The sequence below is a fragment of the Agrococcus sp. SGAir0287 genome (assembly GCF_005484985.1).
In the GTDB taxonomy this organism is placed as follows: domain Bacteria; phylum Actinomycetota; class Actinomycetes; order Actinomycetales; family Microbacteriaceae; genus Agrococcus.
Window position 1 is genome coordinate 1,300,257 of record NZ_CP027942.1, and the last position, 24,148, is coordinate 1,324,404.

The following is a 24,148-nucleotide window of genomic DNA, read 5'->3' on the forward strand; positions in this document are numbered from 1 at the left end:
CGCGTCAGACGCGCACGGCCTCCCGTGCGGGCTCCGCGAGCGCCGCGTCGGCCTCCTCGTCGCCGAGCTTGCGCATCGACCGGGCCGCGAGGGCGCCGACGAGCGTCGCGAGCGACAGCGCCGCGAGCACGACGCCGGGGTGCCACCACGCGCCGGCGGTGGCCTCGCCGAGCGCGTCGGTGACGAGCGGGATGAAGCCCGAGACGACGGCCGCGACCGCGTACGCCATCGACAGCGCCGAGTACGCGTGCCGTCCGCGGAAGAGCTCGCTCATGGTGCCGCCGAGCGCCGCCCACGACGCCGTCGGCAGCACGCCGCCGACGAGCATCATCGTGACGAGGAACGCGAAGCTCGCGCTCGAGAGCAGCCAGTACATGGGGAAGGCGATCGCGAGGGTGCCGATCGCGCCGATCGCGACCACGGTCGGCGAGCCGATGCGGGTCGCGAGCCAGCCGAAGGCCGGCACCGTCACGAACTGCAGGAGACCGCCGATCGTGGCGGCGAGCAGCAGCTGCATGGGGTCGAAGCCGAGCGACTCGGCGCCGTAGTCCATCGTGTAGGTGTTCATGAGCGAGTACGAGCCGATGCCGAGCAGCGCCGTGAGGATCGCGACGACGAAGGCGGCCGGCTGGCGCACGATGGCGGCGACGACGGGCACGCGCTCGCGCTCGCCGCGACGCTCGAGGGCCTGGAAGACGGGCGTCTCGTCGACCGACGCGCGCAGGTAGAGCGACACGGCGATGAGCGGGATCGCCACGAGGAAGGGGATGCGCCAGCCCCACGCCGACACCGCCTCGGGGCCGAGCCCGAAGAACAGCGCGAGCATGAGGCCGCCCGCCGCGACGGAGCCGATGGGGGAGCCGAGCTGCGGCAGCGAGGCGAAGAACGGCCGGCGGCGCGCGTCGGCGTGCTCGGTCGCGAGCAGGATCGCCCCACCCCACTCGCCGCCGAGCGACAGGCCCTGCACGACGCGCAGCAGCACGAGGACGACGGCGCTCATGGCGGCCCACTCGGTGCCCGTGGGCAGCAGGCCCACGAGCCCCGTCGCGACGCCCATGAGCGTCACGGTGAGGATCAGCGTGCGGCGCCGACCGAGGCGGTCGCCGAGGTGCCCGAAGAGCACCGCGCCGATCGGACGCACGACGAAGGCGATGCCGATGGTCGCGAACGCCGCCAGCTGCGCGCCGGCGTCGCCGAGCGCCGAGAAGAAGAAGGGGCCCGCGAAGAACGCGGCGAAGTACGAGTAGACGTAGAAGTCGTACGACTCGAGCGCGGTGCCGATCGTGGCTGCCGCGGCGACGCGGCGGGGGCTCGAGGTGCGCGAGATGCTGCTCACGGATGCTCCAAGGAGATGGTGGATCGGGTCCAGGAACGCCGTGGGCCCTCGCATACTGTAGTGCCATGGCATCAGGCGTCCGCGGCAGGCCGCGCTCCACCTCGGTCCCGGACCTCGAGGAGGCGGCGGTCGAGCTCTTCCTCGAGCAGGGCTACGAGTCGACGTCGATCGACGACATCGCGCGGCGCGCGGGCATCTCCCGCAGCGCGTTCTTCGGCTACGTCGGCGCGAAGTCCGACCTCCTGTGGCACGACGTCGACCAGGTGCTCGGGCGCATCAGCCTCGCGGACGGCATGGATCGCGCAGCCGTCGTCGATGCGATCGCGGCGGCGCTCGAGCCGTGGGGCGATCGTGTGCCCTGGATGCTGCGCGAGACGGCGATCATGGGCACCGACCAGGTGCTGCGCCAGTCGGTCTTCGAGCGCCTCGAGCCGCTCGTCGCTCGCATCGAGCGCACCCTGCGGGCCCGTGAGGGCCGCGCGGCGCTGCACGTCGCCGCCGCGCTCGTCACCGCCGCCGCGACCGCGGTCGTCGAGTGGTCGCAGGACGGTCGCGCGCGCGGCCCGGCGGCCGACGCCGTGCGCCGTGCGGGCGCTGCCCTGGGCTGAGCCGGTCCGGGCCGAGACGCCACGACCCGCTCGTCAGGCGTGGACCTCGAGCACGCGGAACAGCGCCTCGTGCAGCGGCGACGCGGGGTAGGGCTCGCCGTCGATCGCCGTGATCGCCGCGGCGAGCCTGCCCGAGGAGACGAGCCAGCCGCCGCGCGCTCGTGCGAGGTCGTCGCGGACGAGCGGGGCGTGGCGGACGGTCAGCCCGGCCGCGGGGGCGTCGCGCTCGAGCTGCTCGAGCGTGATCGACGCGAGGATGCCGTCCTGCTCGGGCGTGAGCAGCTCGCCGTCGACGTCGAGCACGAGCGTCGACGTCGGGCCCTCGAGGAGCCGACCCGACGGAGCGACGAAGAGCACGTCGTCGGCGCCGTGCTCGAGCGCGTGCCGCCTCGCCGCCATGTTGATCGCGTACGACAGGCTCTTCGCGCCGGGCAGCAGCCACGGCATCGACGCCACGACCTCGCCGTCGAAGCCGCGGTCGAGCAGCTGCACGCGCACCCCCGACGTGCGCTCCGCGATCACGGAGGCGGACAGCGCCTGCAGCAGGACGTAGGCCGTGGCGGGGCCGCCGCCCTCGGGGCCGCGCGTGAGCACGAGGCGTGCGACGGCCTCGGGTGCCGCATCCCAGTCCCAGGCCGCCACGAGCGCGTCGATCGCCCGGCGGTAGCCGTCGCGGTCGGGCTGCGGCAGCGCGAGGAGCCGCGCCGATCGTGCGAGCCGATCGAGGTGCGCGTCGGCGTCGCGCAGCGCTCCGCGACGCACGAGCGTCGCGTCGAAGACGCCGTCGCCGCGCACGACCCCCAGGTCGTCGGCTCGGACGATGGGCGTGGCCACGTCGACGATCGATCCGTCGAGCAGCGCGAGCAGGGGAGCGGTCATGCCTGCAGGCTACGAGGCATGCGGGTGCGCGGTCACTGCGCCGCGCAGTACGCCTGCAGCTCGTCGACGGCGGGCTGCACGTCGACGGCCGCCTGCGACAGCGCGTCGATCGCGCCCTGCGTGTCACCCTGCGCGATCGCGGACTGCGCGTCCTCCACCGCCGTCGTCGCGACCGACGTCACGGCGTCGACGCGCTCCGCGAGCTCGGGATCGGTCACCTGGTCGCCGAGCGTCGACACGCGGTCGACGATCCCGGGCACCGAGGCGAGGGCGCCGAGGGGGTCGCTGCCGAAGCGCGTCGCGAGCTCCGACACGTCGGCCATGAGCTGCTGCGCGTCCGCGAGCACCTGGTCGCACTGCGCCGACGTGCTCGCCTCGACCGTCGGCGTCGGACTCGTCGAGGGGTCGGGCTGGCCGCCGCCGGAGCAGGCCGTGAGCATCGCGATCGCCGCGAGGGCGAGGGGGACCGTGGTGCGGATGCGCATGACCTCCACCGTAAGACGCGATCCCATGCGGCACCTGTGTCGACCGGTGGAGCGGCCCGCTCCGCGAGGCGTAGGATGGGAGCACAGACGTCGATCCGGCCATCACCGGGGAGTCCTCGGCAGAACGGCACGATCCCGCCAGGGTGAGCGCCCAGTAGATCCGAGCGGGTCCGGCCCGTCACAGCCGAAGAGCGAGCGGCAGCCCTCCTCGAGGGTCTGCAAGCCGGGTGGTACCGCGCGAGAGCGTCCCGGCTCTTCGTCGGCAGCAGCAGCTGGACAAGAGGAGTCGAGTGGACGAGCAGCGCTACCCCAGGCACGGCGGCACCGTCGCGCCCACCCCGTCGTTCCCCGCGGTCGAGGAGGGCATCCTCGCGTTCTGGAAGGGCGACGGCACCTTCCAGGCGTCGATCGATCGCCGCGACGGCTGCGAGGAGTGGGTCTTCTACGACGGGCCGCCCTTCGCGAACGGCCTGCCGCACTACGGCCACCTCCTCACCGGCTACGCCAAGGACGTCTTCCCCCGCTACCAGACGATGCGCGGCAAGCAGGTGCAGCGCCGCTTCGGCTGGGACACGCACGGCCTGCCCGCCGAGCTCGAGGCCATGCAGCAGCTCGGCATCACCGAGAAGTCCGAGATCGAGGCGATGGGCGTCGACGTCTTCAACGCCAAGGCGCGCGAGTCGGTGCTCGAGTACACGCGCGAGTGGCAGGAGTACGTCACGCGCCAGGCGCGCTGGGTCGACTTCGAGCACGACTACAAGACGCTCGACGTCGGCTACATGGAGTCGGTGATCTGGGCGTTCTCCGAGCTGTACCGGAAGGGGCTCGCGTACGAGGGCTACCGGGTGCTGCCGTACTGCTGGCGCGACGAGACGCCCCTGTCGGCGCACGAGCTGCGCATGGACGACGACGTCTACCAGGAGCGGCAGGACCCGTCGGTCACGGTCACGTTCCCGCTCGTCGGCGAGGCGGCCCGCGCGGCGGGCCTCGAGGGCGTGCGCATGCTCGCCTGGACGACGACGCCGTGGACGCTGCCGACGAACCTCGCGCTCGCGGTCGGTCCCGCCATCGACTACGTCGTCGTCGCGGCCGGTCCCGCGGGCGCCGCCGACGGCGGCGTCGCGGGGGAGACGCGCTACCTGCTCGCCGCCGACACGCTCGCGGCCCACGCCGCGATCCTCGGCTACGACGAGGGTGCGCCGCAGGTGCTCGCCACCGTCGCGGGCTCCGATCTCGGCGGCCTCGCCTACGAGCGGCTCTTCGACGACTTCGCCGACGCCGAGGAGTGGGGCACGCAGGCCGCATGGCAGGTGCTCGTCGACGACTACGTGGCGACGGGCGAGGGCACGGGCGTCGTGCACCAGGCTCCCGCGTACGGCGAGGACGACCAGCGCGTGACCGCCGCGGCCGGCATCCCCACGATCCTCTCCGTCGACGACGGCGGCCGGTTCCTGCAGCTGTTCGAGGCGGGGGAGCTCGCCGCGATCGCGGGCGTGCAGGTCTTCGAGGCGAACCGCACGATCATCCGCGCCCTGCAGGCCAAGGGTCGGCTGCTGCGCGAGGCGTCGTACCTGCACCCCTACCCGCACTGCTGGCGCTGCCGGAACCCGCTCATCTACAAGGCGGTCTCGTCGTGGTTCGTGCGGGTCACGGAGATCAAGGACGACCTGATCGCGGCGAACGAGCGCATCACCTGGGTGCCCGAGAACGTCAAGCACGGGCAGTTCGGCAAGTGGCTCGAGGGCGCCCGCGACTGGTCGATCAGCCGCAACCGGTACTGGGGCAGCCCCATCCCGGTGTGGAAGAGCGACGACCCGAACCACCCGCGCATCGACGTGTATGGGTCGCTCGACGAGCTCGAGCGCGACTTCGGCGTGCGCCCGACGGACCTGCACCGCCCGTACATCGACGAGCTCACCCGCCCGAATCCCGACGACCCGACGGGTCGGTCGACGATGCGTCGCATCCCCGACGTGCTCGACGTGTGGTTCGACTCGGGCTCGATGCCGTTCGCACAGGTGCACTACCCGTTCGAGCAGCAGGAGTGGTTCGACACCCACAGCCCCGCCGACTACATCGTCGAGTACATCGGGCAGACGCGCGGCTGGTTCTACGTCCTGCACGTGCTGTCGGTCGCGCTCTTCGGCCGGGAGGCGTTCCGCACCGTCATCAGCCACGGCATCATCCTCGGCGACGACGGGTTCAAGGCCTCGAAGTCCAGGCGCAACTACCCCGACGTGCGCGAGTCGTTCGATCGCTACGGGTCGGACGCGGTGCGCTGGAACCTGCTGCAGGGCTCGATCCTGCGCGGCGGCAACTTCATCGTCTCGGAGGAGGGCATCGCGGCGGCGCTGCGGCAGTTCCATCTGCCGCTGTGGTCGACGTGGTACTTCCTCACGACGTACGCCAACCGGGCGCGCGACGGCCGACCGTACGTCGCGACGCCGCGCGCCGACTCGACCGACGTCCTCGATCGCTACGTGCTCGCGAAGCTGCGCGAGACGGTCGAGACGGTCACGTCCTCGATGGATGCGCTCGACGCGACGGGCGCGACGCTCGCGCTGCGCGAGTTCGCCGACGTGCTCACGAACTGGTACGTGCGCCGCTCGCGCGATCGGTTCTGGGCGGGCGTCACCGACGACGCGCGCTCGACGGAGGCGTTCGACACGCTCGCGCTCGTGCTCGAGGTCGTCACGACGCTCGCGGCACCGCTCGCGCCGCTCGTCGCCGAGGAGGTCTGGCGCGGGCTCACGGGCGGGCGCTCCGTGCACCTGACCGACTGGCCGGATGCGGCGAGCCTGCCCGCCGATCCGGAGCTCGTGGCGCAGATGGACGAGGCGCGCGCCGTCGTGACGGCGCTGCACGCGATGCGCAAGCAGCGCAGGCTGCGCGTGCGCCTGCCGCTGCAGGAGGCGACGATCGCGAGCCGCGTCGACCTGTCGTCGTTCGCCGACCTGATCCGCGACGAGGTGAACCTCAAGGCCGTGCGCGTCGAGCACGTCGCCGACGGAGCATCGCTGCCCGGCCTGTCGAAGACGGCGCAGGTCGTCTCGAAGGTCGCCGCGCCGAGGCTCAAGGGCGACTTCCAGCGGGCCTTCCAGGGCATCCGCCGCGGCGACTGGACGCTCGAGGGCGACCGGCTGCACGTCGACGGCCTCGTGCTCGAGCCGGGCGAGTTCGAGCTGCTCGACGAGCCGACCGAGTCGGCCTACCCCGGGGGCGAGACGGCGCTGCTGGGTGCGACGCACCTCGACCTCGACACGCGCACGACGCCCGAGCTCGAGGCGGAGGGTCTCGCGCGCGACGCCGTCCGGGCCATCCAGGACGCGCGCAAGCGCGCCGAGCTCGACGTCTCCGACCGCATCGCCCTCGTGCTCGGCAGCGACGCGCACGGCGTCGCCGCGCTCGAGGCGCACCGCGACCTCGTGGCCGGCGAGACCCTCGCGACGAGCCTCTCGATCGAGCGCGTCGACGACAGCGCGGGCGAGGCGGCCGACGCCGCCGACGTGCGCGTCGGCGACGGCTCCCCGCTCACCATCCGACTGGAGCGCGCATGAGCGACGACCGCGATCCGCGACACCCCGAGCCGGTCCGGCGCAACGCCGACGGCGACGAGCTGAACGCCTGGGACGACGCGTACGAGGAGGAGCTCGATCCGGACGCGACCGACCTCGACGACGCCGACGACGAGGCGTCGGAGGCGCTGCCCGGCGCCGCGGAGGCGGACGAGGACGACGTCGACGACCGCATCCTCGACTCCCTCGCCGATCGCGAGGCGGCCGACGCCGCGTACGCGCAGCTGCTCGAGCGCGCGGGCGAGACGGCGATCGAGCCGCGCATCGCCGCGACGGCGCGCGCCGTCGAGCTGCTGGGCGACCCGCAGCGCTCCTACGGCGTCATCCACGTCACGGGCACGAACGGCAAGGGCTCCACGGCGCGCATCGCGGAGTCCCTGCTGCGCGCGCACGGGCTGCGCACGGGGCTCCTCACGAGCCCGCACCTCGAGCGGGTGACCGAGCGCATCCTCATCGACGGCGAGCCGGTGTCGGACGCCGTCTTCGCGCGCGTGTGGGACGAGACGCGGCCGTTCCTCGAGCTCGTCGACGGCGAGCTCGCCGAGCGCGGCGAGCGCCGGCTCACGTTCTTCGAGGCCATCACGGTGCTCGCCTTCGCGATCTTCGCCGACGCGCCCGTGGAGGTCGCGGTCGTCGAGGTCGGCATGGGCGGCACGTGGGACTCGACGAACGTGGCGGACGGCGACGTCGCGGTGCTCACGCCCATCGCGCTCGACCACACGAACCGGCTCGGGTCGACCGTCGAGGCGATCGCCACCGAGAAGGCGGGCATCGTCAAGCCCGACGCCATCGTCGTGACCGCGGCGCAGGAGCCCGAGGCCCTCGCGGTCATCGAGGCGCGCGCCGCCGAGGTCGGTGCCGCGCGCGTGCTCCTGGAGGGACGCGACTTCGAGCGCGAGAGCACGCTCGCAGTCGGTGGCCAGCTGCTCACGGTGCGCGGCCTCGCCGCCGCGTACGAGGATCAGCCGCTGCCGCTGCTCGGCAGGCACCAGGGCCAGAATGCCGCGCTCGCGCTCGTCGCGGTGGAGGCGTTCCTGGGCGGCGGCGAGCGGCCGATCCTGCAGGAGGTGCTCACGGAAGGGCTGTCGCGCGTGACGTCGCCCGGCCGGCTCGAGGTCGTCGGCACCGACCCGACCGTCGTCGTCGACGCGGCGCACAACCCGCACGGCGCTCGCTCGCTCGCGACGGCGCTCGAGGAGGTCTTCGCGTTCGAGCACGTGCAGCTCGTCATCGGCATGGTGGAGGGCAAGGACGCCGAGGGCGTGCTGCGCATCCTCGAGCCGCACGTCGAGGAGGTCGTCGTGACGCAGTCGGACTCGGAGCGGGCCGTGCCCGCCGACGACCTCGCGCGCGTCGCGGTCGCGGTGCTCGGCGCCGAGCGCGTGTCGGTCGAGCCCGTGCTCGAGCGCGCGCTCGAGACCGCGCGCGAGCAGGCCGAGGATCGGGGCGGCGCCGTCGTCGTGACGGGATCGATCACGCTGCTGGGCGCCGTGCAGGCCAAGGCGCGCGCCGAGCGCTGGATGCGTCGATGAGCGCCGCACCCCGCCGCGAGCGCGGCCTGCTGGAGAAGCTCTTCACGATCGTCCACGGCCTCGAGGTCATCGCCCTCGCGTTCGGCGCCCTCGCGGTGTGGGGCGTCACGCGCGACTGGCCGGCGCCGACGGCGTTCGGCGTCGTCGCCGTCGTGCTCATCCTCACGCTCCAGCTGCTGCGCTTCTCGTGGGGATGGCTCGCGAGCCTCGCCGCGCAGCTGCTCATGGCGTGCCTCGCGTTCGTCGAACCCGTGATGATCGGCGTCTCCCTGGCGTTCATCGCGATGTGGATATTCTGCTTCGTGCGCGCGCGCCAGATCCTGCGCGGGCAGCAGTGACCTCGCTGCCGGATCCGCGGCAGCACGCACAGGGAAGGGACCCGATGCAGCAGACCCTCGTCCTCGTGAAGCCCGACGGCGTCGCCCGTGGACTCACCGGCCAGATCCTCGCCCGGATCGAGGCGAAGGGGTACCGCATCGCCGACCTCAGGCTCGTGCAGCCCGAGCGCGCGCTCCTCGTCGAGCACTACGCCGAGCACGAGGGCAAGCCGTTCTTCGAGCCGCTCGTCGAGTTCATGCTCTCGGGCCCGTCGGTGGCCGTGCGCCTCGAGGGGGACCGCGTCATCGAGGGCTTCCGCTCCCTCGCCGGCACGACCGACCCGACGACGGCGGCGCCCGGCACGATCCGCGGCGACCTCGGCCGCGACTGGGGCCTGAAGGTGCAGCAGAACCTCGTGCACGGCTCGGACTCGGAGGAGTCGGCGGCGCGCGAGCTCGCGCTCTGGTTCGCCTGATACGCCCTCCGCACGCGAGGACGCCCCGACCGTCTCGGTCGGGGCGTCCTCGCGTCTGGAGCCGGCGAGCGGCTCAGTAGCCGAGCAGCAGGTAGCGGGGGATGTCCGGCAGCCGCACGACGATGACGAGCACGACGACCATGGCGAGCACGAGGCTCAGCACCCACGACCACGATCCCCACCGCGCCGCGACGCGGCGCAGGGCGGCCGGTGCGACCATGGCGCCCGAGCCGACGGCCCACGTCACGAACGTCGGGGCCATCGCCGACATCGTCATGTAGACGAGGAAGCACCAGGGGCAGACGAGGCCGAGCTCGAAGACGCTCTGCTGCCACAGCCACAGCGCGAAGGCGAGGCCGCCGAGCACGCCGATCGTGAAGGTCGACCAGACCCAGCGCGGCATGCGCACGCGGGCGATGCCGAGCACGCCCATGACGATGACGAGCGGGAACGCCATGAGTCCGATGAAGGGGTTCGGGAAGCCGAGCAGGCTGCCCTGCCACGACTCCATCGCACCCGAGCAGCTGACGAACGGGCTGATGTCGCAGCCGAGTCCCTCGGTGGGGTTCTCGAGGAGGTGCACGCGCTCGACCGCGAGCGTGAACGCCGCGAGCAGGCCCGCGGCACCCGTGACGACGAGCAGGATCGCGAGCCAGCGCGGCGGCGCGAAGCCCGCGGGCGCCTGGGCGACGGCGTCGCTCGACGCCCGATCCTCGGTCTTCGTGGCCATGTCCACCTCTCGGCTGCTGCTGGCGCGATGCCCTGCCTCGAGCATCCCACCAGCAGAGCCTATGGAAGCGCCGACCCGGGCGTCGCACCGCGGCGGCGCCGCGCACGGCTGCGCGGCGGCCGGTGGGGTATCGTGGGTGCCGGCGCCTCAGCGCGCCGCAGATTTGACCGGGCATACCGGGCCGGCCCCGCGAGGGGTCGTCGGATCGCCAGCTCCGAGCAGACGAACAGGTGCCGTGCGACACCGCACGTGGCCACAGGGATTCGCGTCGGGCGCAGCCCGACGCGCGAGGATCGCATCGGCGACGAGCCGGTGCCGAGGAGTACGCCAGCGATGGTGGATGCACACGACGCGTCGGCAGACGCGAACCACGAGACCAGCACCGAGGCCGAGGCGCCCGTCGTCGAGACCACGGTGATCGATCAGGGCCAGGCCGCGCAGGCCGAGCCCGAGCAGCCCGTCGCCTCCGACGGCGCACCGGAGCCCGGGCACGAGCCGGGGCTCGAGGGACCCGCCGAGGTGCGGCTGCCGGAGCCCGACGAGGACGCGCTGCCGTTCGCGGTGCAGTTCTTCGCGCCCGACATCGCGAGCCTGCCGCCGCTGCCGGCGCTGCCCACGCAGCGCCGGGACGACGAGGACGACGAGGACGACGACGAGCCGCGCGCCGGCAGGCGCCGCCGTCGGGGCCGCGGCCGCGGCGAGTCCGACGCGCCGCGCGCCGAGCGTCCGCTCATCACGGAGCCGCAGAAGGTCCAGGGGTCCACGCGGCTCGAGGCCAAGAAGCAGCGACGCCGCGAGGGCCGCGACGCGGGTCGTCGCCGCGCCGTCGTCACCGAGAGCGAGTTCCTCGCGCGGCGCGAGTCCGTCGAGCGGACGATGGTCGTGCGCTCGCGCCACGACCGCGTGCAGCTCGCGGTGCTCGAGGACGGCATCCTCGTCGAGCACTACGTCGCGAAGTCGTCGGAGACGAGCCTCATCGGCAACGTCTACCTCGGCAAGGTGCAGAACGTGCTGCCGAGCATGGAGGCGGCGTTCGTCGACATCGGCCGCGGCCGCAACGCCGTGCTCTACTCCGGCGAGATCGACTGGGAGGCCGCGGGCCTCGAGAACCAGCCGCGCAAGATCGAGCTCGCGCTCAAGCCCGGCGACACGGTGCTCGTGCAGGTGACGAAGGATCCGATCGGCCACAAGGGCGCCCGGCTGACGAGCCAGATCTCGCTGCCCGGCCGCTACCTCGTCTCGGTGCCCGGCGGCTCGATGAGCGGCATCTCCAGGAAGCTGCCCGACACCGAGCGCGCGCGCCTGAAGAAGATCCTCAAGGAGGTGCTGCCGGAGGGCATGGGCGTCATCGTGCGCACCGCCGCCGAGGGCGCGACGCAGGAGCAGCTCACGCGCGACGTCGAGCGGCTCGGTCGCCAGTGGCAGTCGATCCAGGACCAGGCGGCGAGGGGCAGCGCGCCCGCGCGCCTGCACGCCGAGCCCGACCTGCTCGTGAAGATCGTCCGCGACGTCTTCAACGAGGACTTCCAGCGCATGGTCATCCAGGGCGACGAGGCCCTCGCGACCATCCGCGAGTACCTCGGGGCGATCGCGCCTGACCTCCTCGAGCGCATCGAGCCGTACGAGCTCGACGTCGACCCGTTCGAGCACTTCCGGGTCTCGGAGCAGATCGACAAGGCGCTCGACCGCAAGGTGTGGCTGCCCTCCGGCGGCTCGCTCGTCATCGACCGCACCGAGGCCATGACGGTCATCGACGTGAACACCGGCCGCTTCGTCGGCCAGGGCGGCAACCTCGAGGAGACCGTCACGAAGAACAACCTCGAGGCCGCGGAGGAGGTCGTGCGGCAGCTGCGCCTGCGCGACATCGGCGGCATCGTCGTCATCGACTTCATCGACATGGTGCTCGAGTCGAACCGCGACCTCGTGCAGCGCCGGCTCATCGAGTGCCTCTCGCGCGACCGCACCAAGCACCAGGTCGCGGAGGTGACGAGCCTCGGACTCGTGCAGATGACGCGCAAGCGCCTGGGCCTCGGCCTCCTCGAGGCGTACTCGGAGACGTGCGAGGTCTGCGCGGGCCGCGGCCTCATCGTGCACCACGAGCCGGTCTCCAAGTCCTCGCGCGCCGGCAACGGCGCCGCCGAGGGCGGTCGTCGACGCGGGGGCAAGCGCCAGGAGTCGAACGGCGGCGGCGGGAGCGGCCAGCAGCAGCACTCGCAGCAGCAGGGCACCCACGCCATCACCGACGACGCGCGCAAGGGCCTGTCGCAGATGGCGGCGGCGACGAAGGGCCGCGACCACGCGCACGACGACGAGCACGCCCACGAGGCGCCTGCGGACGACGTCCAGCAGCAGCAGACGCAGCAGGCGCCCGAGCAGCGGCAGCCCGCGCGCGAGCAGTCCTCCCGGCGCGGCCGTCGCGCCTCGAGCCGGGGCGTCGATCGCGACGCCCAGGCTCCCGCCTCGGCGCCCGCTCCCGAGCAGGCGGCCGTCACGATCCTCGACATCCCGGTCGCCGCGCGTCGCGACGAGCAGGTCGAGCCCGCGCAGCGACCGCGCGACGTCGAGGGGCTGCTCTCGGGCGCCCTCGATGCGCTCGCCGCGCCCGCTGCCGGCACCGGCAAGGCCGCGCGCCGCAGCCGTCGCGCCTCGAGCGGCGGCATCGTGACGGCGAAGCCCGACGAGGACTGACCCAGCGTCCGGGTCAGCGATCGCGGGGGCGCACGCGCAGGCCGCTCGCCAGCAGCCTGCGCACGAGCTCGCGGCCGGGCACGGCCTCGGCGCCGAGCGCGACGAGGTCGTCGATGCGCTCGGCGGGCACGTCGTAGTGGTCGCGGTCGAAGCCGCGCTCCGGCAGGCCCGCGCGGCGCGCGAAGGCGTGGAGCTCGTCGAGCGACGCGTCGCTCACGAGATGCGCCCACGTGGTGCCGTGCTTCGGCCAGCGGGGCTCGTCGACGAGGATCGCCATGGGGCGACGCTACCGCGTCGCGCGCGCCGTGCTCACGGCAGCGCGAGCCCCACGCCGAGGAAGGCCGCCATGCGGGCGAGCTCGCTCGCGACGGCGTCGCGCAGTCGCGCATCCGGCTCGAGGTCCCAGTGGATGGCTGCGACGCGCAGCACGCCCGCGTCGCGGTCGCGCCGCGCGTCGACCTTCGCCACGAGCGCGTCGCCGTCGAGGACCGGCAGGGCGAACGCGCCCCACCGCCGCCGCGCGGCAGGCGTGTACTGCTCGAGCGCGTAGTCGAAGGCGAACAGCTCGCGCATCCGCTTCCGGTCGAAGATGAGCCGATCGAGCGGCGACAGCACCGCGACGCGACCGGTGAATCCCTCCGCGGTCGCGCCGCGCGCGAGCCGCCACTCGCCGCGCGTGCCCTCGACCCGCACGGGCTCGCCGACGTCGCCGACGACGCGGGGACGGGCGAGTCCGAGGGAGGCGAGCACGCGCTCGTGGCGGCGCGTCACGGCGACGTCCGGATCGAGCGGCTCGGCGGGCGGCAGCACGCGCTCCGCGAGGTCCCAGACGCGCTCGGAGCCGATGCGCTCGACGACCGCGACGACGCCGGAGCACTGCAGGAACTCCAGCAGCATCGCGACGTTGCGGTTCGCATTCCAGCCGCTCGAGTCCCACGGCCAGTCGGCGGTGTCCGGCACCGCGCGCTGGGGGAGGGGACCGTCGTCGTGCAGCAGGTCCAGCACGCGGTCGCGGAAGGCGGCGTTCTGCTCGACCCACGCGGCGACGTTCGGATGGTCGTCGCCCCACGAGCGCATCGCCGGGAGCAGCTCCGGCAGCAGCGACGTCGGCCGCAGCGACATCGCGAGCGGCTCGATGGGCGTCGGCTGCCCGAGGTGCTCGAAGAGTCGCTGCTCGACCTCCACGGCACGCCGCACGTCGGCGTACGCGATCTCGTCGCCGAGCCGCGACCACGCGACGTGCTCGGCCGACGGCATCACGATGTCGGTGACGTTCGCCTGCAGGAAGCCGAGGTGCTCGACGACCGAGAGCAGATCGCCGAGCCCGCGGGCGTCGAGCAGCTGCGCGCGCACCGCGATGCGCCGCGCCTCGACGAGGGGGATCTCGCGGAGCGTCGCTGCACGGGTGGCCATGTCCGAGACCCTAGACTGGGGGTCGGACGCGATGGCTCGCGGCGCGTGTCGCCGTTTGACCGGGTGCCTGCGCACCCTGTATCGTCGTTCGTTGGCGCCAGCGCGATCTGCTCGTGCGCGCCAGAGGCTTCCATTCCAACCGAGTGAGGGATTCACGTGGTCTACGCAGTTGTGCGCGCCGGCGGGCGTCAGGAGAAGGTCGAGGTGGGCTCCGTGCTCGTCGTCGACCGCATCGCAGGCGACCAGGACGGCACGGTCGAGCTCGCTCCCGTGCTGCTCGTCGACGGCGACACCGTCACGTCGGACGCGAAGGGCCTCGCGAAGGTCACCGTGAAGGCCGAGGTCGTGGGCGACCTGCGCGGCCCGAAGATCGTGATCCAGAAGTTCAAGAACAAGACCGGCTACAAGAAGCGCCAGGGCCACCGTCAGGAGCTCACGCGCCTCAAGGTCACCTCGATCAAGTAGGAGATGCACGATGGCACACAAGAAGGGCGCATCGTCCACCCGCAACGGCCGTGACTCGAACGCGCAGCGCCTCGGCGTGAAGCGCTTCGGCGGCCAGGTCGTCAAGGCCGGCGAGATCCTCGTCCGCCAGCGCGGCACGCACTTCCACCCCGGCGCGGGCGTCGGCCGCGGCGGCGACGACACGCTGTTCGCCCTCCAGGCGGGCGCGGTCGAGTTCGGCCAGAAGGGCGGCCGCAAGGTCGTCAACGTGGTCGAGGTCGCGGCGTAGTCCTCACGGGCTCGCGCACACCAGACATTCCACGCGAGGGGGCGGGCTGATGCCCGCCCCCTCGCTGCATCCCAGGAGGGCCCGATGGCGACGTTCGTCGACCGCGTCACGCTGCACCTGACGGCGGGCAACGGCGGCCACGGCTGCGTGTCGGTGCGCCGCGAGAAGTTCAAGCCGCTCGCCGGCCCCGACGGCGGGGACGGCGGCGACGGCGGCGACATCGTGCTCGTCGCCGACTCGCAGGTCACGACGCTGCTCGAGTACCACCGGCGTCCGCACCGCTCGAGCGCCAACGGCGGTCCGGGCATGGGCGACCACCGCACGGGGTTCACGGGCGCCGACCTCGTGCTGCCGGTGCCCGTGGGCACGGTCGTGACGGACGCCGACGGCGAGCCGCTCGCGGACCTCGCGCATCCCGGCATGCGCGTCGTCGTCGCCGAGGGCGGCCAGGGAGGCCTCGGCAACGCGCGTCTCGCCTCGTCGAAGCGCAAGGCGCCCGGCTTCGCCCTGCTGGGCACCGAGGGCCAGTCGCACGACGTGCAGCTCGAGCTGAAGACCGTCGCCGACGTCGCCCTCGTGGGCTTCCCCAGCGCGGGCAAGTCGAGCCTCATCGCCGCGCTGAGCGCCGCGCGCCCGAAGATCGCCGACTACCCCTTCACGACGCTGCACCCGAACCTCGGCGTCGTCGAGGCGGGGCAGACGCGCTACACGATCGCCGACGTCCCCGGCCTCATCGAGGGTGCGAGCGAGGGCAAGGGGCTCGGCCTCGAGTTCCTGCGCCACGTCGAGCGCTGCAGCGCCCTGCTGCACGTCATCGACTGCGCGACGCTCGAGCCGGGCCGCGACCCGCTGAGCGACCTCGACGTCATCGTCCGCGAGCTCGGCGCCTACCCGGTGCCCGAGGGACAGACCCCGCTGCTCGAGCGGCCGCAGCTCGTCGCCCTCAACAAGGTCGACGTGCCGGACGCCGCCGAGCTCGCCGCGTTCGCGCGCGCCGACCTCGAGGAGCGCGGCTACCGCGTGCTCGAGATCTCGACCGTCGCGCGCACGGGGCTCCGCGAGCTCTCCTTCGCGCTCGCGGAGCTCGTGGAGGCCGACCGTGCGCGCCGCGCCGCCGACCCGGAGCCCGAGCGCATCGTGCTGCGCCCGCGCGCCATCGACGACTCCGGCTTCACGGTGCGCGTCGAGGGCGGCACGCACGGGCCGCTCTACCGCATCCGCGGCGCGAAGCCCGAGCGCTGGATCCAGCAGACCGACTTCCGCAACGACGAGGCCGTCGGCTACCTCGCCGACCGGCTCGCGCGCCTCGGCATCGAGGACGCCCTCGCCAAGGCGGGTGCCGTGCCCGGTTCGATGGTCGTCATCGGTCCCGGCGACGGCATGGTCTTCGACTGGGAGCCGACGATGACGTCGATGGCCGAGCTCGGCGATCGCGGCACCGACGCGAGGCTCCACGGACCGGGGCGGCAGACGACCGCCGAGCGCCGCGCCGGCTACCACGAGCGCATGGACGCGAAGCAGGCCGCGCGCGACGAGCTCGCCCGCGAGCGCGACGCGGGCCTGTGGGTCGACGACGAGGGCTTCGAGGTCGAGGTGCCTCGCGGCGAGCGTCATGCCGACGACCGGGCGCGGGAGGACGCGGAGTGAGCGACGCCACGCCCATCGAGGCCACGCCGATCGAGGAGCGGCTCGAGCGCCCCGAGCGCATCGTCGTGAAGGTCGGCTCGTCGTCGATCTCCGGCGAGCACCGCGGGCAGATCGAGACGCTCGTCGACGACATCGCGGCGCTGCGGGCGCGCGCCGACGTCATCCTCGTCTCCTCGGGCTCCATCGCGACGGGGCTGCCCTTCCTCGGCCTCGAGCAGCGGCCCGCCGACCTCCCCACGGTGCAGGCGGCCGCGGCCATCGGGCAGAACGTGCTCATGAACCGGTACCAGCGCAGCCTCAACCGCTTCGAGATCGTCGCGGCGCAGGTGCTGCTGTCGGCGAGCGACATGGGCGTCGAGCAGCACCGCGTCAACGCGTTCAACGCGCTCGAGCGACTGCTCGAGCTCGGGATGCTGCCGATCGTCAACGAGAACGACACGGTCGCGACCCACGAGATCAACTTCGGCGACAACGACCAGCTCGCGGCGCTCGTCGCTCGGCTCGTGCGCGCCGATCGCCTCGTGCTGCTCAGCGACGTGGATGCGCTGTACACGGCGCCGCCCGGCACGCCCGGGGCGACGCGCATCGCGCGCGTGCCGTACGGGGATGCGCTCGCCGGCGTGACGCTCGGCGTCTCCCAGAGCCTCGTGGGCACGGGTGGCGCCGGCACGAAGGTCGAGGCCGCGCGGCTCGCCGCCGACGCCGGCGTCGAGGTGCTGCTGACGGCGACGCGGCTGCTCGCCGGGGCGCTCTCGGGCGACGATCACGGCACCGTGTTCGAGGCGCGACCCGCCGCGGCGATCCGCTCGGCATGACCGCGCCCGAGGTCCGCGAGCTCGCGGCCGGCGAGACGGAGGCGATCGTCGCGCTGTGGGAGGCGGCGGGGCTGACCCGGCCGTGGAATCCGCCGCACGCCGACGTCGCGCTCGCGCTCGCCGGGCCCTCGTCGACGATCCTCGGCATCGACGTCGACGACGAGCTGGTCGCGACGGCGCTCGTCGGCCACGACGGACACCGCGGCTGGCTCTACTACGTCGCCGTCGCGCAGCCGCATCGCGGCACGGGCCTCGCGCGCGCCATCGTGACGGCGGGGGAGCGGTGGCTCGCCGCCCGCGGCATCCGCAAGGTGCAGCTCATGGTGCGCGACGGGAATCCGGCCGTGAGCCTCTATCAGCACCTCGGCTACGAGCTGCAGGCGACGAGCGTCCTCGGCCGCTGGCTCGACGCCTAGGATCGATCCGTGACCGACCTCGAGACGCTGCTGCACGCCTCCCGACGCGCCGCGAGGGTGCTCGCGGTCGCGGGCACCGAGCCGCGGAAGGCCGCGATCCGTGCCATCGCCGACGCCGTGGACGCGTCCGTCGACGCCATCGTCGCCGCCAACGCCGAGGACCTCGAGCGCGGGCGCGGCACCCTCGCGGAGGGGCTGCTCGACCGGCTCGCGCTCGACGCGGGCCGCGTCGCCGCGCTCGCCGCCGCCGCCCGCGAGCTCGCGGAGCTGCCCGACCCCGTCGGCGAGGTCACGCGCTCCCGCACGCTCGAGAACGGCCTCGAGCTCACCGAGGTGCGCGTGCCGTTCGGCGTCGTCGGCGCCATCTACGAGGCTCGCCCGAACGTCACCGTCGACCTCGCGTGCATCGCGCTCGGCTCCGGCAACGCCATCGTGCTTCGCGGCGGCAGCGCCGCGCAGCGCACGAACGCCGTGCTCGTGGCGACGATGCAGGAGGCGATCGCGTCGGTGGGGCTGCCCGCCGAGGCCGTGCAGACGATCGACCCGCTCGGCCGTGCCGGCGCCGCGGACCTCATGCGCGCCCGCGGCCTCGTCGACCTGCTGGTGCCGCGCGGCAGCCAGTCGCTCATCGACGCCGTCGTGCGCGACTCGATCGTGCCCGTCATCGAGACCGGCGCCGGCGTCGTGCACGCCTTCGTCGACGCCGCCGCGGACCTCGACGCGGCGGTCCCGCTGCTGCTCAACGCGAAGACGCAGCGCACGAGCGTCTGCAACGCGCTCGAGACCGTGCTCGTCCACCGGTCCATCGCGGATCGCGCGGTGCCCGTCGTCGTCGAGGCGATGCGCGCCGCGGGCGTCACGGTGCACTCGGACGGCGACGTCGCGGACGCCGAGCCGCTCGGAGCAGGCGGCTGGTCGACGGAGCACGGCTCCATGGACGTCGCGGTGCGCGTCGTCGACGACCTCGACGCCGCCATCGACCACATCGAGCGGCACGGCACCCACCACACCGACGTCATCCTCACCGAGGACGCGGTCGCCGCCGAGCGCTTCCTCGCCGAGGTGGACTCCGCGGTCGTCATGGTGAACGCGTCGACGCGGTTCACCGACGGCGGCCAGTTCGGCTTCGGCGCCGAGGTCGGCATCTCGACCCAGAAGGCGCACGCGCGCGGACCCATGGGGCTGCCGGAGCTCACGAGCACGAAGTGGCTCGTGCGCGGCACGGGCCAGGTGCGCGCCTGAACCTGCGCGCCGCGGGTAGGATCGAGGCATGGACCTCCTCCTCGCGGCGACCGAGCACCACAGCGATCCCGGCATCATGCCGTACGTCGTCGGCGGCATCGCCGCGGCGGTCTTCGCGATCCTCGGCATCGTGACGCACTCGTACCGCGACGTCGCGAACCGGCACAGCCACAAGTTCGACCAGAGCACGCAGAACACGTCCGGCCACCACTAGGCCGCGGGCTCGGGCAGCGCCGCATGGCACCTCGCCGCCGTCGTCTCGGCGTGATGGGCGGCACCTTCGACCCCATCCATCACGGTCACCTCTCCGCAGCGAGCGAGGTCGCGCAGCACTTCGAGCTCGACGAGGTCGTGTTCGTGCCCACGGGCACGCCCTACATGAAGTCGGACGCGAGCCCGGCCGAGCACCGCTACCTCATGACGGTGATCGCGACGGCCTCGAACCCGCGCTTCACGGTCTCGCGCGTCGACATCGACCGCTCGGGTCCGACGTACACGATCGACACCCTGCGCGACATGCGTGCGCTGCACCCGGACGCGGACCTCTTCTTCATCACGGGTGCCGACGCCTTCCAGTCGATCGTGGGCTGGAAGGACGTCGGCGAGCTGTGGGAGCTCGCGCACTTCGTCGCCGTCTCGCGACCCGGGCACCAGCTCTCCGTCCTGGGGTACCCCGACGACGCGGTATCCTCGTTGGAGGTTCCCGCGCTCGCCATCTCGTCCACCGACTGCCGAGCCCGTGTGGGAGCCGGCTACCCGGTGTGGTATCTCGTCCCCGATGGGGTGGTTCAATACATCACCAAGCACGCTCTGTACAGGATGATCGACGCATGACCGACTACGACGGCCCGCCGCTGACGCGCCGCGAACGCAAGGAGCGCGAGCGCGCCCTTGCCGAGGCGACCGGCCAGACGCCGCCCGTCGCAGCACCGATCGCGGAGCCGTCGACGCCGACGGCCGAGCCGGAGCAGGCGCCCGAGCCGGCCGAGACCGAGGCCATCGACGTCTCGGAGCTCATCGCCGACCTCCGCCCGCAGTCGACCCCCGCCCCCGAGGGCCCCGTCGCCGGCGTGCCCGCATCGGGCGAGGCCCGCGTGCAGGAGGCCCGCGAGGCCGACGCGGCGGCGGCCGAGGCGGAGCAGGGCTCGTCGTCCGGCTTCGGCCGCTTCTTCGGCCGTCGTGGGCCCGCCCAGGACTCGACGGACGAGCCCGCGCAGCAGCACGAGTCGATCGCCGACGTCTTCGCCGACCTGCAGGGCGATCGTCCCGAGCCCACGCGTCCGGCCGGCACCCCCATGCCCCGCATCGAGGTCGACGACCTCGACCCCGTCGACGACGCCGAGGTCGATCGACTCGAGATCGACGAGGTCGAGGTCGCCGACGCCCGCGTCTCGTCGCGGCGCATCGCCGACTCGACGCCTGCGCAGCTCGAGGATCGTCGCCAGCCCGCCGTCGACGACGAGGACGAGGAGGAGGTGCGCACCGGGCCCGCTCGCGCGACCGGTCGCATCCCCGTCATCGTCAACGTCGTCGAGGACACCTCGCGTCACCACATCGCCGACCTGCGCGACGACGACACGAGCGCCATCAGCGCGTCGAGCGTCGGCACCGGCACCTCCACGATCACGGCGAACGCGCTCGTGCTGCCCGCCTCGGGCGCCCACGAGCCCATCACGGTCGAGACCGCCGACGGCGTCATCGTCACGGGCTCCATCGATCTGCCCGACGGCTTCGCGTCCTCGGGCCGCAGCCGCGGCACGATCGACACCGCGGAGGTCGACGCCGTCGACGACGCCGGAGAGGTGCGCAGCCCCGAGACGCAGCCCGTGCGCGCGAGCCGCGCCGTCTCGTCGTACGCCAACGCTCGCGTGCGCATCGCGCCGCAGCGCCGGTCGCGCAACGCGACCCCCATCGTCATCGGCGTCGCGGGCGGCATCGGCATCGTCGCCGTCGGCGCGACCGTCGTGGCCTTCATCGCCGGCTGGATCTGAGGACCGTGACCGCAACCCAACGGACCATCGAGCTCGTGCAGGCCGCCGCGAAGGCGGCGGACGGCGTCCTCGGCACCGACATCGTCGGCCTCGACGTGTCGGAGCGGCTCCCGCTCACCGACGCGTTCCTGCTCGCGACCGGCTCGTCCGAGCGGCAGGTCTCGGCGATCGCACGCGCGATCGAGGACGACCTGCTCGAGCTCGGCGCGAAGCCGCTGCGTCGCGAGGGCCGCGCCGACGGCCGCTGGGTGCTCATCGACCTCGGCGACCTCGTCGTGCACGTCTTCCACGAGGACGAGCGGCAGTACTACCAGCTCGAGCGGCTGTGGCGGGACTGCCCGACCATCGCGCTCGACCTGCCCGCCGCGGACTGACGTCCGCGTCCCCCGCGCCGCTTGCGCAGCGGCGGGGCCGTGGGCTACCGTCGCGTTGTAAACGTTTCCAGTCAGTGCCCCGAGCGGTGACGGGATGCGCATCCGAGGTGCGAGGGAGCACGCGATGGCCGAGGGCTCGACGCTGGCAGCCGTCGCCGCGCGTGCCGGCGTCTCGATCGCCAGCGCCTCCCGTGCGCTGAACGGCGGCATCGCGTCCACCGCGACGATCGCCCGCGTGCAGCAGGCGGCCGACGACCTCGGCTACCGCCCGAACCTCATGGCGCGCGGCCTCCAGTCCGGCCGCACGGGGCAGGTCGCGATGCTCGTGCCAGACGCCGCGAACCCCGTGTACGCGCGCATGATGAGCGCGCTGCAGTCCGAGCTGGACGCGCACGGCATCCGGCTGCTCATGCAGCAGGTGCCCGCGGAGCCCGTCGACGCGATCGACGCGTTGAGCGCGGGGCTCGTCGACGGCGCGGTCGTCGTGGCGCTGCGCGTCACGGACGCGCTCGTGCGCGCCGTGCGCCGGGCGGCCGTGCCGGTCGTCGTCCTCGGCCTCGTCGAGGCGGCGGGCATCGACAGCGTGCGGGCGGACTCGCGATCGGGCATGGCGCTGCTCGTCGAGCACCTCGCCTCGCGCGGCGCGCACCGCGTCGGGCTCGTCGTGGGCCCGACGGACACCACGCCGGGTCGCACGCGTCTCGACGGCTTCGTCGCCGCGTGCCGTGCGCAGGGCGTCGACGCGGGGCTCGTCGAGGTAGCCGAGGACTTCACGCACGCGGCTGCGCGCCCGGCGGCGCGCGCGCTGCTGGCGCGCGGCGTGCCGGACGCCATCGTCGCGGCGAACGACGCGATGGCCCTCGCCACGCTGCGCGAGTGCGCGACGCTGGGGCTGCGTGTGCCGCACGACCTGCTGCTCGCCGGGCTCGACGACACGGAGCCGGCCGAGCTCTCGGTGCCGAGCCTGACGAGCGTCGACCTCGGCGCCCACGAGCGCGCACGCATCGCCGCGCGCACGCTGCTCGCGCGCATCGACGGCGCCGGCCCGTCCGGCGCCACGGCCGTCGCGCCGCGGCTCGTCGTGCGCGAGTCGACCACGGAGGAGACCGCATGACCGCCGTCGCCACGCGGCCGGAGGCGCCGACGCCTCCCGCGCCGTCGCGCCGCCGTCGCGGGCGGCAGGAGTGGAGCGCCTACCTGCTCTTCGTGCCCGCGATGATCCCCATCCTCGCCTTCAGCGTCTACCCGCTCGCCCAGGGCATCGCCCTCGGCTTCACCGACGCGCAATCGGGGCTGAACGCGGTGACGACGTTCACGGGCATCGACAACTACGTGCGACTGGCCGACTACTCATTGTTCTGGCAGTCGTTCGGGATCGGACTCGTGTGGGCGTTCTCGGTGACGCTCATCCAGTTCGTGGCCTCGCTGTGCCTCGCGATGCTGCTGAACGCGAACCTCTGGGGCCAGGGCATCGCGCGCACGATCGCGCTCATCCCGTGGGCGATGCCGCCCGTCATCATCGCGATCATGTGGCGGTTCATGCTCCACCCCACCTACGGCGCCATCAACGGCGGGCTCGGCGCGCTCGGGCTGCCCGACGACACGAACTGGCTCGGCACGGCGCAGTGGGCGCTGCCCGCCGTGATCCTCGTCGGCGTGTGGGCGGGCATGCCGCAGACGACCATCACGCTGCTCGCGGGGCTGCAGGGCATCGACGACCAGCTGCACGAGGCCGCGCAGCTCGACGGCGCCGGTCGCTGGCAGCGGTTCTGGAACATCACGATCCCCGGCCTGCGTCCCGTCATCGTCGCGATCACGACGCTCGACTTCATCAACAACTTCAACTCGTTCGCCCTGGTGTACGTGCTCACGGCGGGCGCCTACGGCACGATGCTGCCGATGCTCTTCGCCTACAACGAGGCGTTCCGATACGGCAACTTCGGCCTGGCGAGCGCGATGGGCAACGTCATCGTCGTCGTGATCGCGGTCTTCCTGTTCGTCTACCTGCGGGCCCAGGCGAAGGCGAGGACCGCATGAGCACCCGCCGCACGACCGACCGCACGCTGCGCGCACTGCAATACGTCGCGCTCGCGCTCTTCGTCGTCTTCCTCGGCTTCCCGCTGCTCTTCCTCGTCACCGCGGCGTTCAAGACGCAGCAGGAGCTGCAGTCGCCCGACCCGCAGCTGCTGCCCTCGCAGTGGAACCTCGACAACTTCGTGGGCGCGATCGAGCGCGCCGGCCTCGGGCAGGCGGCGCTCAACAGCCTCGTCGTCGCGCTCGCCACGACGGTGATCGTGGTCGCCGTGGCGCTGCCGGCCGCCTACGCGCTCGCCCGCTTCCAGACGCGCCTGCGCGGGCTCGCGACCGGCTGGATCCTGCTCAGCCAGGTCTTCCCGTTCATCCTCATCATCATCCCGCTCTTCCTCATGCTGCGGCCGATCGGGCTGAACGACACCCTCGCGGGCCTCGTCGTCGTGTACGTCGTCTGGTCGCTGCCCTTCGCGCTGTGGATGCTGCGCGGCTACGTCGCCGCGATCCCCGGCGAGCTCGAGGAGGCGGGTGCCGTGGACGGCGCCTCCCGCCTCCGCGTCCTCCGGTCGATCATCATGCCGCTGCTCGGTCCCGGACTCGTCGCGACGAGCCTGTTCGCGTTCATCGGATCGTGGAACGAGTTCTTCTTCGCGCTCGTGCTCATCAAGGACGAGGCGCTGCAGACGCTGCCCCAGCGGCTCGCGCTCTTCGTCGGCTCCGAGGGCCAGGTCGCACTCGGGCAGCTGGCCGCGGGCAGCCTCCTCGCCTGCATCCCGTCGCTCGTCTTCTTCGCCATCATCCAACGTCGTCTCACCTCCGGCCTGCTCTCGGGCGCGGTCAAGGGATGACGGCTCACCAGG

Annotated in this window: 25 protein-coding genes; 19 read left to right on the forward strand and 6 right to left on the reverse strand. The window is 73.1% G+C overall.

Features of this window, described 5'->3' with window-relative positions:
- Positions 1-4 precede the first annotated feature (4 nt).
- Positions 5-1,336, reverse strand: a complete 1,332-nt coding sequence (locus C1N71_RS06175) for an MFS transporter (protein ID WP_254678122.1) — start codon at positions 1,334-1,336, stop codon at positions 5-7.
- A 65-nt stretch (positions 1,337-1,401) separates the two neighbouring features.
- Here C1N71_RS06175 and C1N71_RS06180 point away from each other — a divergent pair, with 65 nt between their 5' ends.
- A complete protein-coding gene (locus C1N71_RS06180) occupies positions 1,402-1,944 on the forward strand; it encodes a TetR/AcrR family transcriptional regulator (protein WP_137755602.1) in 543 nt (180 codons plus the stop codon).
- A gap of 33 nt (positions 1,945-1,977) precedes the next feature.
- On the opposite strand, the gene C1N71_RS06185 is transcribed toward C1N71_RS06180, so the two are convergent.
- Positions 1,978-2,823, reverse strand: a complete 846-nt coding sequence (locus C1N71_RS06185; protein ID WP_137755603.1) for an aminotransferase class IV — start codon at positions 2,821-2,823, stop codon at positions 1,978-1,980.
- Positions 2,824-2,855: 32 nt separating this feature from the next.
- Positions 2,856-3,308, reverse strand: a complete 453-nt coding sequence (locus C1N71_RS06190; protein ID WP_137755604.1) for a hypothetical protein — start codon at positions 3,306-3,308, stop codon at positions 2,856-2,858.
- A gap of 290 nt (positions 3,309-3,598) precedes the next feature.
- Between C1N71_RS06190 and ileS the strand changes: the two genes are divergently transcribed.
- Genes ileS through ndk form a run of 4 tightly spaced genes read left to right on the forward strand, consistent with a single transcriptional unit; the run spans position 3,599 to position 9,208 of the window.
- Positions 3,599-6,865 carry an isoleucine--tRNA ligase gene (gene ileS / locus C1N71_RS06195; protein WP_254678123.1) on the forward strand — a complete coding sequence of 1,089 codons (3,267 nt, stop codon included), beginning with the start codon at positions 3,599-3,601 and terminating at the stop codon, positions 6,863-6,865.
- Positions 6,862-8,415 carry a bifunctional folylpolyglutamate synthase/dihydrofolate synthase gene (locus C1N71_RS06200; RefSeq protein ID WP_137755605.1) on the forward strand — a complete coding sequence of 518 codons (1,554 nt, stop codon included), beginning with the start codon at positions 6,862-6,864 and terminating at the stop codon, positions 8,413-8,415. Before ileS ends, C1N71_RS06200 begins: the two co-directional genes overlap by 4 nt.
- Entirely contained in the window at positions 8,412-8,753 is a 342-nt protein-coding gene (locus tag C1N71_RS06205) for a DUF4233 domain-containing protein (protein WP_137755606.1), read from the forward strand. Before C1N71_RS06200 ends, C1N71_RS06205 begins: the two co-directional genes overlap by 4 nt.
- A 44-nt stretch (positions 8,754-8,797) precedes the next feature.
- Positions 8,798-9,208, forward strand: a complete 411-nt coding sequence (ndk, locus tag C1N71_RS06210) for a nucleoside-diphosphate kinase (protein ID WP_137755607.1) — start codon at positions 8,798-8,800, stop codon at positions 9,206-9,208.
- Positions 9,209-9,281: 73 nt separating this feature from the next.
- Here the strand turns inward: ndk and C1N71_RS06215 are convergent, their stop codons facing one another.
- The gene (locus tag C1N71_RS06215) at positions 9,282-9,938 is read right to left on the reverse strand and encodes a vitamin K epoxide reductase family protein (protein WP_175414128.1); all 657 of its coding nucleotides are present in this window, start codon (positions 9,936-9,938) and stop codon (positions 9,282-9,284) included.
- 333 nt (positions 9,939-10,271) lie between these two features.
- On the opposite strand from C1N71_RS06215, the gene C1N71_RS06220 reads away from it, so the two are divergent.
- Positions 10,272-12,626, forward strand: coding sequence for an Rne/Rng family ribonuclease (locus C1N71_RS06220; protein WP_137755609.1), 2,355 nt, complete (start codon positions 10,272-10,274; stop codon positions 12,624-12,626).
- 13 nt (positions 12,627-12,639) lie between these two features.
- Here C1N71_RS06220 and C1N71_RS06225 read toward each other — a convergent pair whose 3' ends face one another.
- Together C1N71_RS06225 and C1N71_RS06230 are read right to left on the reverse strand one after the other, a co-directional pair.
- Positions 12,640-12,903 carry a DUF4031 domain-containing protein gene (locus tag C1N71_RS06225; RefSeq protein ID WP_137755610.1) on the reverse strand — a complete coding sequence of 88 codons (264 nt, stop codon included), beginning with the start codon at positions 12,901-12,903 and terminating at the stop codon, positions 12,640-12,642.
- Between the two features lie 32 nt (positions 12,904-12,935).
- Complete coding sequence (locus C1N71_RS06230; protein WP_137755611.1) at positions 12,936-14,039, reverse strand: DNA glycosylase AlkZ-like family protein; 1,104 nt, start codon at positions 14,037-14,039, stop codon at positions 12,936-12,938.
- A gap of 156 nt (positions 14,040-14,195) precedes the next feature.
- On the opposite strand from C1N71_RS06230, the gene rplU reads away from it, so the two are divergent.
- The 13 genes from rplU (at position 14,196) to C1N71_RS06295 (ending at position 24,136) form a co-directional block, all read left to right on the forward strand.
- Positions 14,196-14,504 (forward strand): 50S ribosomal protein L21, encoded by a 309-nt coding sequence (rplU, locus tag C1N71_RS06235; protein ID WP_137755612.1) that lies wholly within the window; start codon positions 14,196-14,198, stop codon positions 14,502-14,504.
- Positions 14,505-14,514: 10 nt separating this feature from the next.
- Positions 14,515-14,772, forward strand: a complete 258-nt coding sequence (gene rpmA, locus C1N71_RS06240) for a 50S ribosomal protein L27 (RefSeq protein WP_137755613.1) — start codon at positions 14,515-14,517, stop codon at positions 14,770-14,772.
- An 84-nt stretch (positions 14,773-14,856) separates the two neighbouring features.
- On the forward strand, positions 14,857-16,419 hold the full coding sequence (obgE, locus tag C1N71_RS06245) for a GTPase ObgE (RefSeq protein WP_137755614.1): 1,563 nt from the start codon (positions 14,857-14,859) through the stop codon (positions 16,417-16,419).
- 29 nt (positions 16,420-16,448) lie between these two features.
- Entirely contained in the window at positions 16,449-17,234 is a 786-nt protein-coding gene (gene proB, locus C1N71_RS06250; protein WP_137757227.1) for a glutamate 5-kinase, read from the forward strand.
- Entirely contained in the window at positions 17,231-17,650 is a 420-nt protein-coding gene (locus tag C1N71_RS06255) for a GNAT family acetyltransferase (protein WP_137755615.1), read from the forward strand. Before proB ends, C1N71_RS06255 begins: the two co-directional genes overlap by 4 nt.
- Positions 17,651-17,659: 9 nt before the next feature.
- The gene (locus tag C1N71_RS06260) at positions 17,660-18,892 is read left to right on the forward strand and encodes a glutamate-5-semialdehyde dehydrogenase (protein ID WP_137755616.1); all 1,233 of its coding nucleotides are present in this window, start codon (positions 17,660-17,662) and stop codon (positions 18,890-18,892) included.
- Positions 18,893-18,920: 28 nt separating this feature from the next.
- Positions 18,921-19,106: a hypothetical protein gene (locus tag C1N71_RS06265; protein ID WP_137755617.1), complete on the forward strand. Its 186-nt coding sequence runs from the start codon at positions 18,921-18,923 to the stop codon at positions 19,104-19,106.
- A 23-nt stretch (positions 19,107-19,129) separates the two neighbouring features.
- Positions 19,130-19,726, forward strand: coding sequence for a nicotinate-nucleotide adenylyltransferase (nadD, locus tag C1N71_RS06270; protein ID WP_137755618.1), 597 nt, complete (start codon positions 19,130-19,132; stop codon positions 19,724-19,726).
- Positions 19,723-20,883, forward strand: a complete 1,161-nt coding sequence (locus C1N71_RS06275; RefSeq protein WP_137755619.1) for a hypothetical protein — start codon at positions 19,723-19,725, stop codon at positions 20,881-20,883. The genes nadD and C1N71_RS06275 overlap by 4 nt, the downstream gene beginning before the upstream one ends.
- 5 nt (positions 20,884-20,888) lie before the next feature.
- Positions 20,889-21,257: a ribosome silencing factor gene (rsfS, locus tag C1N71_RS06280; protein ID WP_137755620.1), complete on the forward strand. Its 369-nt coding sequence runs from the start codon at positions 20,889-20,891 to the stop codon at positions 21,255-21,257.
- Between the two features lie 124 nt (positions 21,258-21,381).
- Positions 21,382-22,371 carry a LacI family DNA-binding transcriptional regulator gene (locus C1N71_RS06285; RefSeq protein WP_175414129.1) on the forward strand — a complete coding sequence of 330 codons (990 nt, stop codon included), beginning with the start codon at positions 21,382-21,384 and terminating at the stop codon, positions 22,369-22,371.
- Entirely contained in the window at positions 22,368-23,294 is a 927-nt protein-coding gene (locus C1N71_RS06290; protein WP_137755622.1) for a carbohydrate ABC transporter permease, read from the forward strand. The genes C1N71_RS06285 and C1N71_RS06290 overlap by 4 nt, the downstream gene beginning before the upstream one ends.
- A complete protein-coding gene (locus C1N71_RS06295; RefSeq protein WP_137755623.1) occupies positions 23,291-24,136 on the forward strand; it encodes a carbohydrate ABC transporter permease in 846 nt (281 codons plus the stop codon). Before C1N71_RS06290 ends, C1N71_RS06295 begins: the two co-directional genes overlap by 4 nt.
- Positions 24,137-24,148: the final 12 nt, after the last annotated feature.

Coding starts and splice junctions, on each gene's coding strand:
- C1N71_RS06180 (WP_137755602.1), top strand. CDS start 1,402: ATGGCATCAGGCGTCCGCGGCAGGCCGCGCTCCACCTCGGTCCCGGAC.
- C1N71_RS06185 (WP_137755603.1), bottom strand. CDS start 2,823: ATGACCGCTCCCCTGCTCGCGCTGCTCGACGGATCGATCGTCGACGTG.
- C1N71_RS06190 (WP_137755604.1), bottom strand. CDS start 3,308: ATGCGCATCCGCACCACGGTCCCCCTCGCCCTCGCGGCGATCGCGATG.
- C1N71_RS06200 (WP_137755605.1), top strand. CDS start 6,862: ATGAGCGACGACCGCGATCCGCGACACCCCGAGCCGGTCCGGCGCAAC.
- C1N71_RS06205 (WP_137755606.1), top strand. CDS start 8,412: ATGAGCGCCGCACCCCGCCGCGAGCGCGGCCTGCTGGAGAAGCTCTTC.
- ndk (WP_137755607.1), top strand. CDS start 8,798: ATGCAGCAGACCCTCGTCCTCGTGAAGCCCGACGGCGTCGCCCGTGGA.
- C1N71_RS06215 (WP_175414128.1), bottom strand. CDS start 9,938: ATGGCCACGAAGACCGAGGATCGGGCGTCGAGCGACGCCGTCGCCCAG.
- C1N71_RS06220 (WP_137755609.1), top strand. CDS start 10,272: ATGGTGGATGCACACGACGCGTCGGCAGACGCGAACCACGAGACCAGC.
- C1N71_RS06225 (WP_137755610.1), bottom strand. CDS start 12,903: ATGGCGATCCTCGTCGACGAGCCCCGCTGGCCGAAGCACGGCACCACG.
- C1N71_RS06230 (WP_137755611.1), bottom strand. CDS start 14,039: ATGGCCACCCGTGCAGCGACGCTCCGCGAGATCCCCCTCGTCGAGGCG.
- rpmA (WP_137755613.1), top strand. CDS start 14,515: ATGGCACACAAGAAGGGCGCATCGTCCACCCGCAACGGCCGTGACTCG.
- obgE (WP_137755614.1), top strand. CDS start 14,857: ATGGCGACGTTCGTCGACCGCGTCACGCTGCACCTGACGGCGGGCAAC.
- C1N71_RS06255 (WP_137755615.1), top strand. CDS start 17,231: ATGACCGCGCCCGAGGTCCGCGAGCTCGCGGCCGGCGAGACGGAGGCG.
- C1N71_RS06265 (WP_137755617.1), top strand. CDS start 18,921: ATGGACCTCCTCCTCGCGGCGACCGAGCACCACAGCGATCCCGGCATC.
- nadD (WP_137755618.1), top strand. CDS start 19,130: ATGGCACCTCGCCGCCGTCGTCTCGGCGTGATGGGCGGCACCTTCGAC.
- C1N71_RS06275 (WP_137755619.1), top strand. CDS start 19,723: ATGACCGACTACGACGGCCCGCCGCTGACGCGCCGCGAACGCAAGGAG.
- C1N71_RS06285 (WP_175414129.1), top strand. CDS start 21,382: ATGGCCGAGGGCTCGACGCTGGCAGCCGTCGCCGCGCGTGCCGGCGTC.
- C1N71_RS06290 (WP_137755622.1), top strand. CDS start 22,368: ATGACCGCCGTCGCCACGCGGCCGGAGGCGCCGACGCCTCCCGCGCCG.
- C1N71_RS06295 (WP_137755623.1), top strand. CDS start 23,291: ATGAGCACCCGCCGCACGACCGACCGCACGCTGCGCGCACTGCAATAC.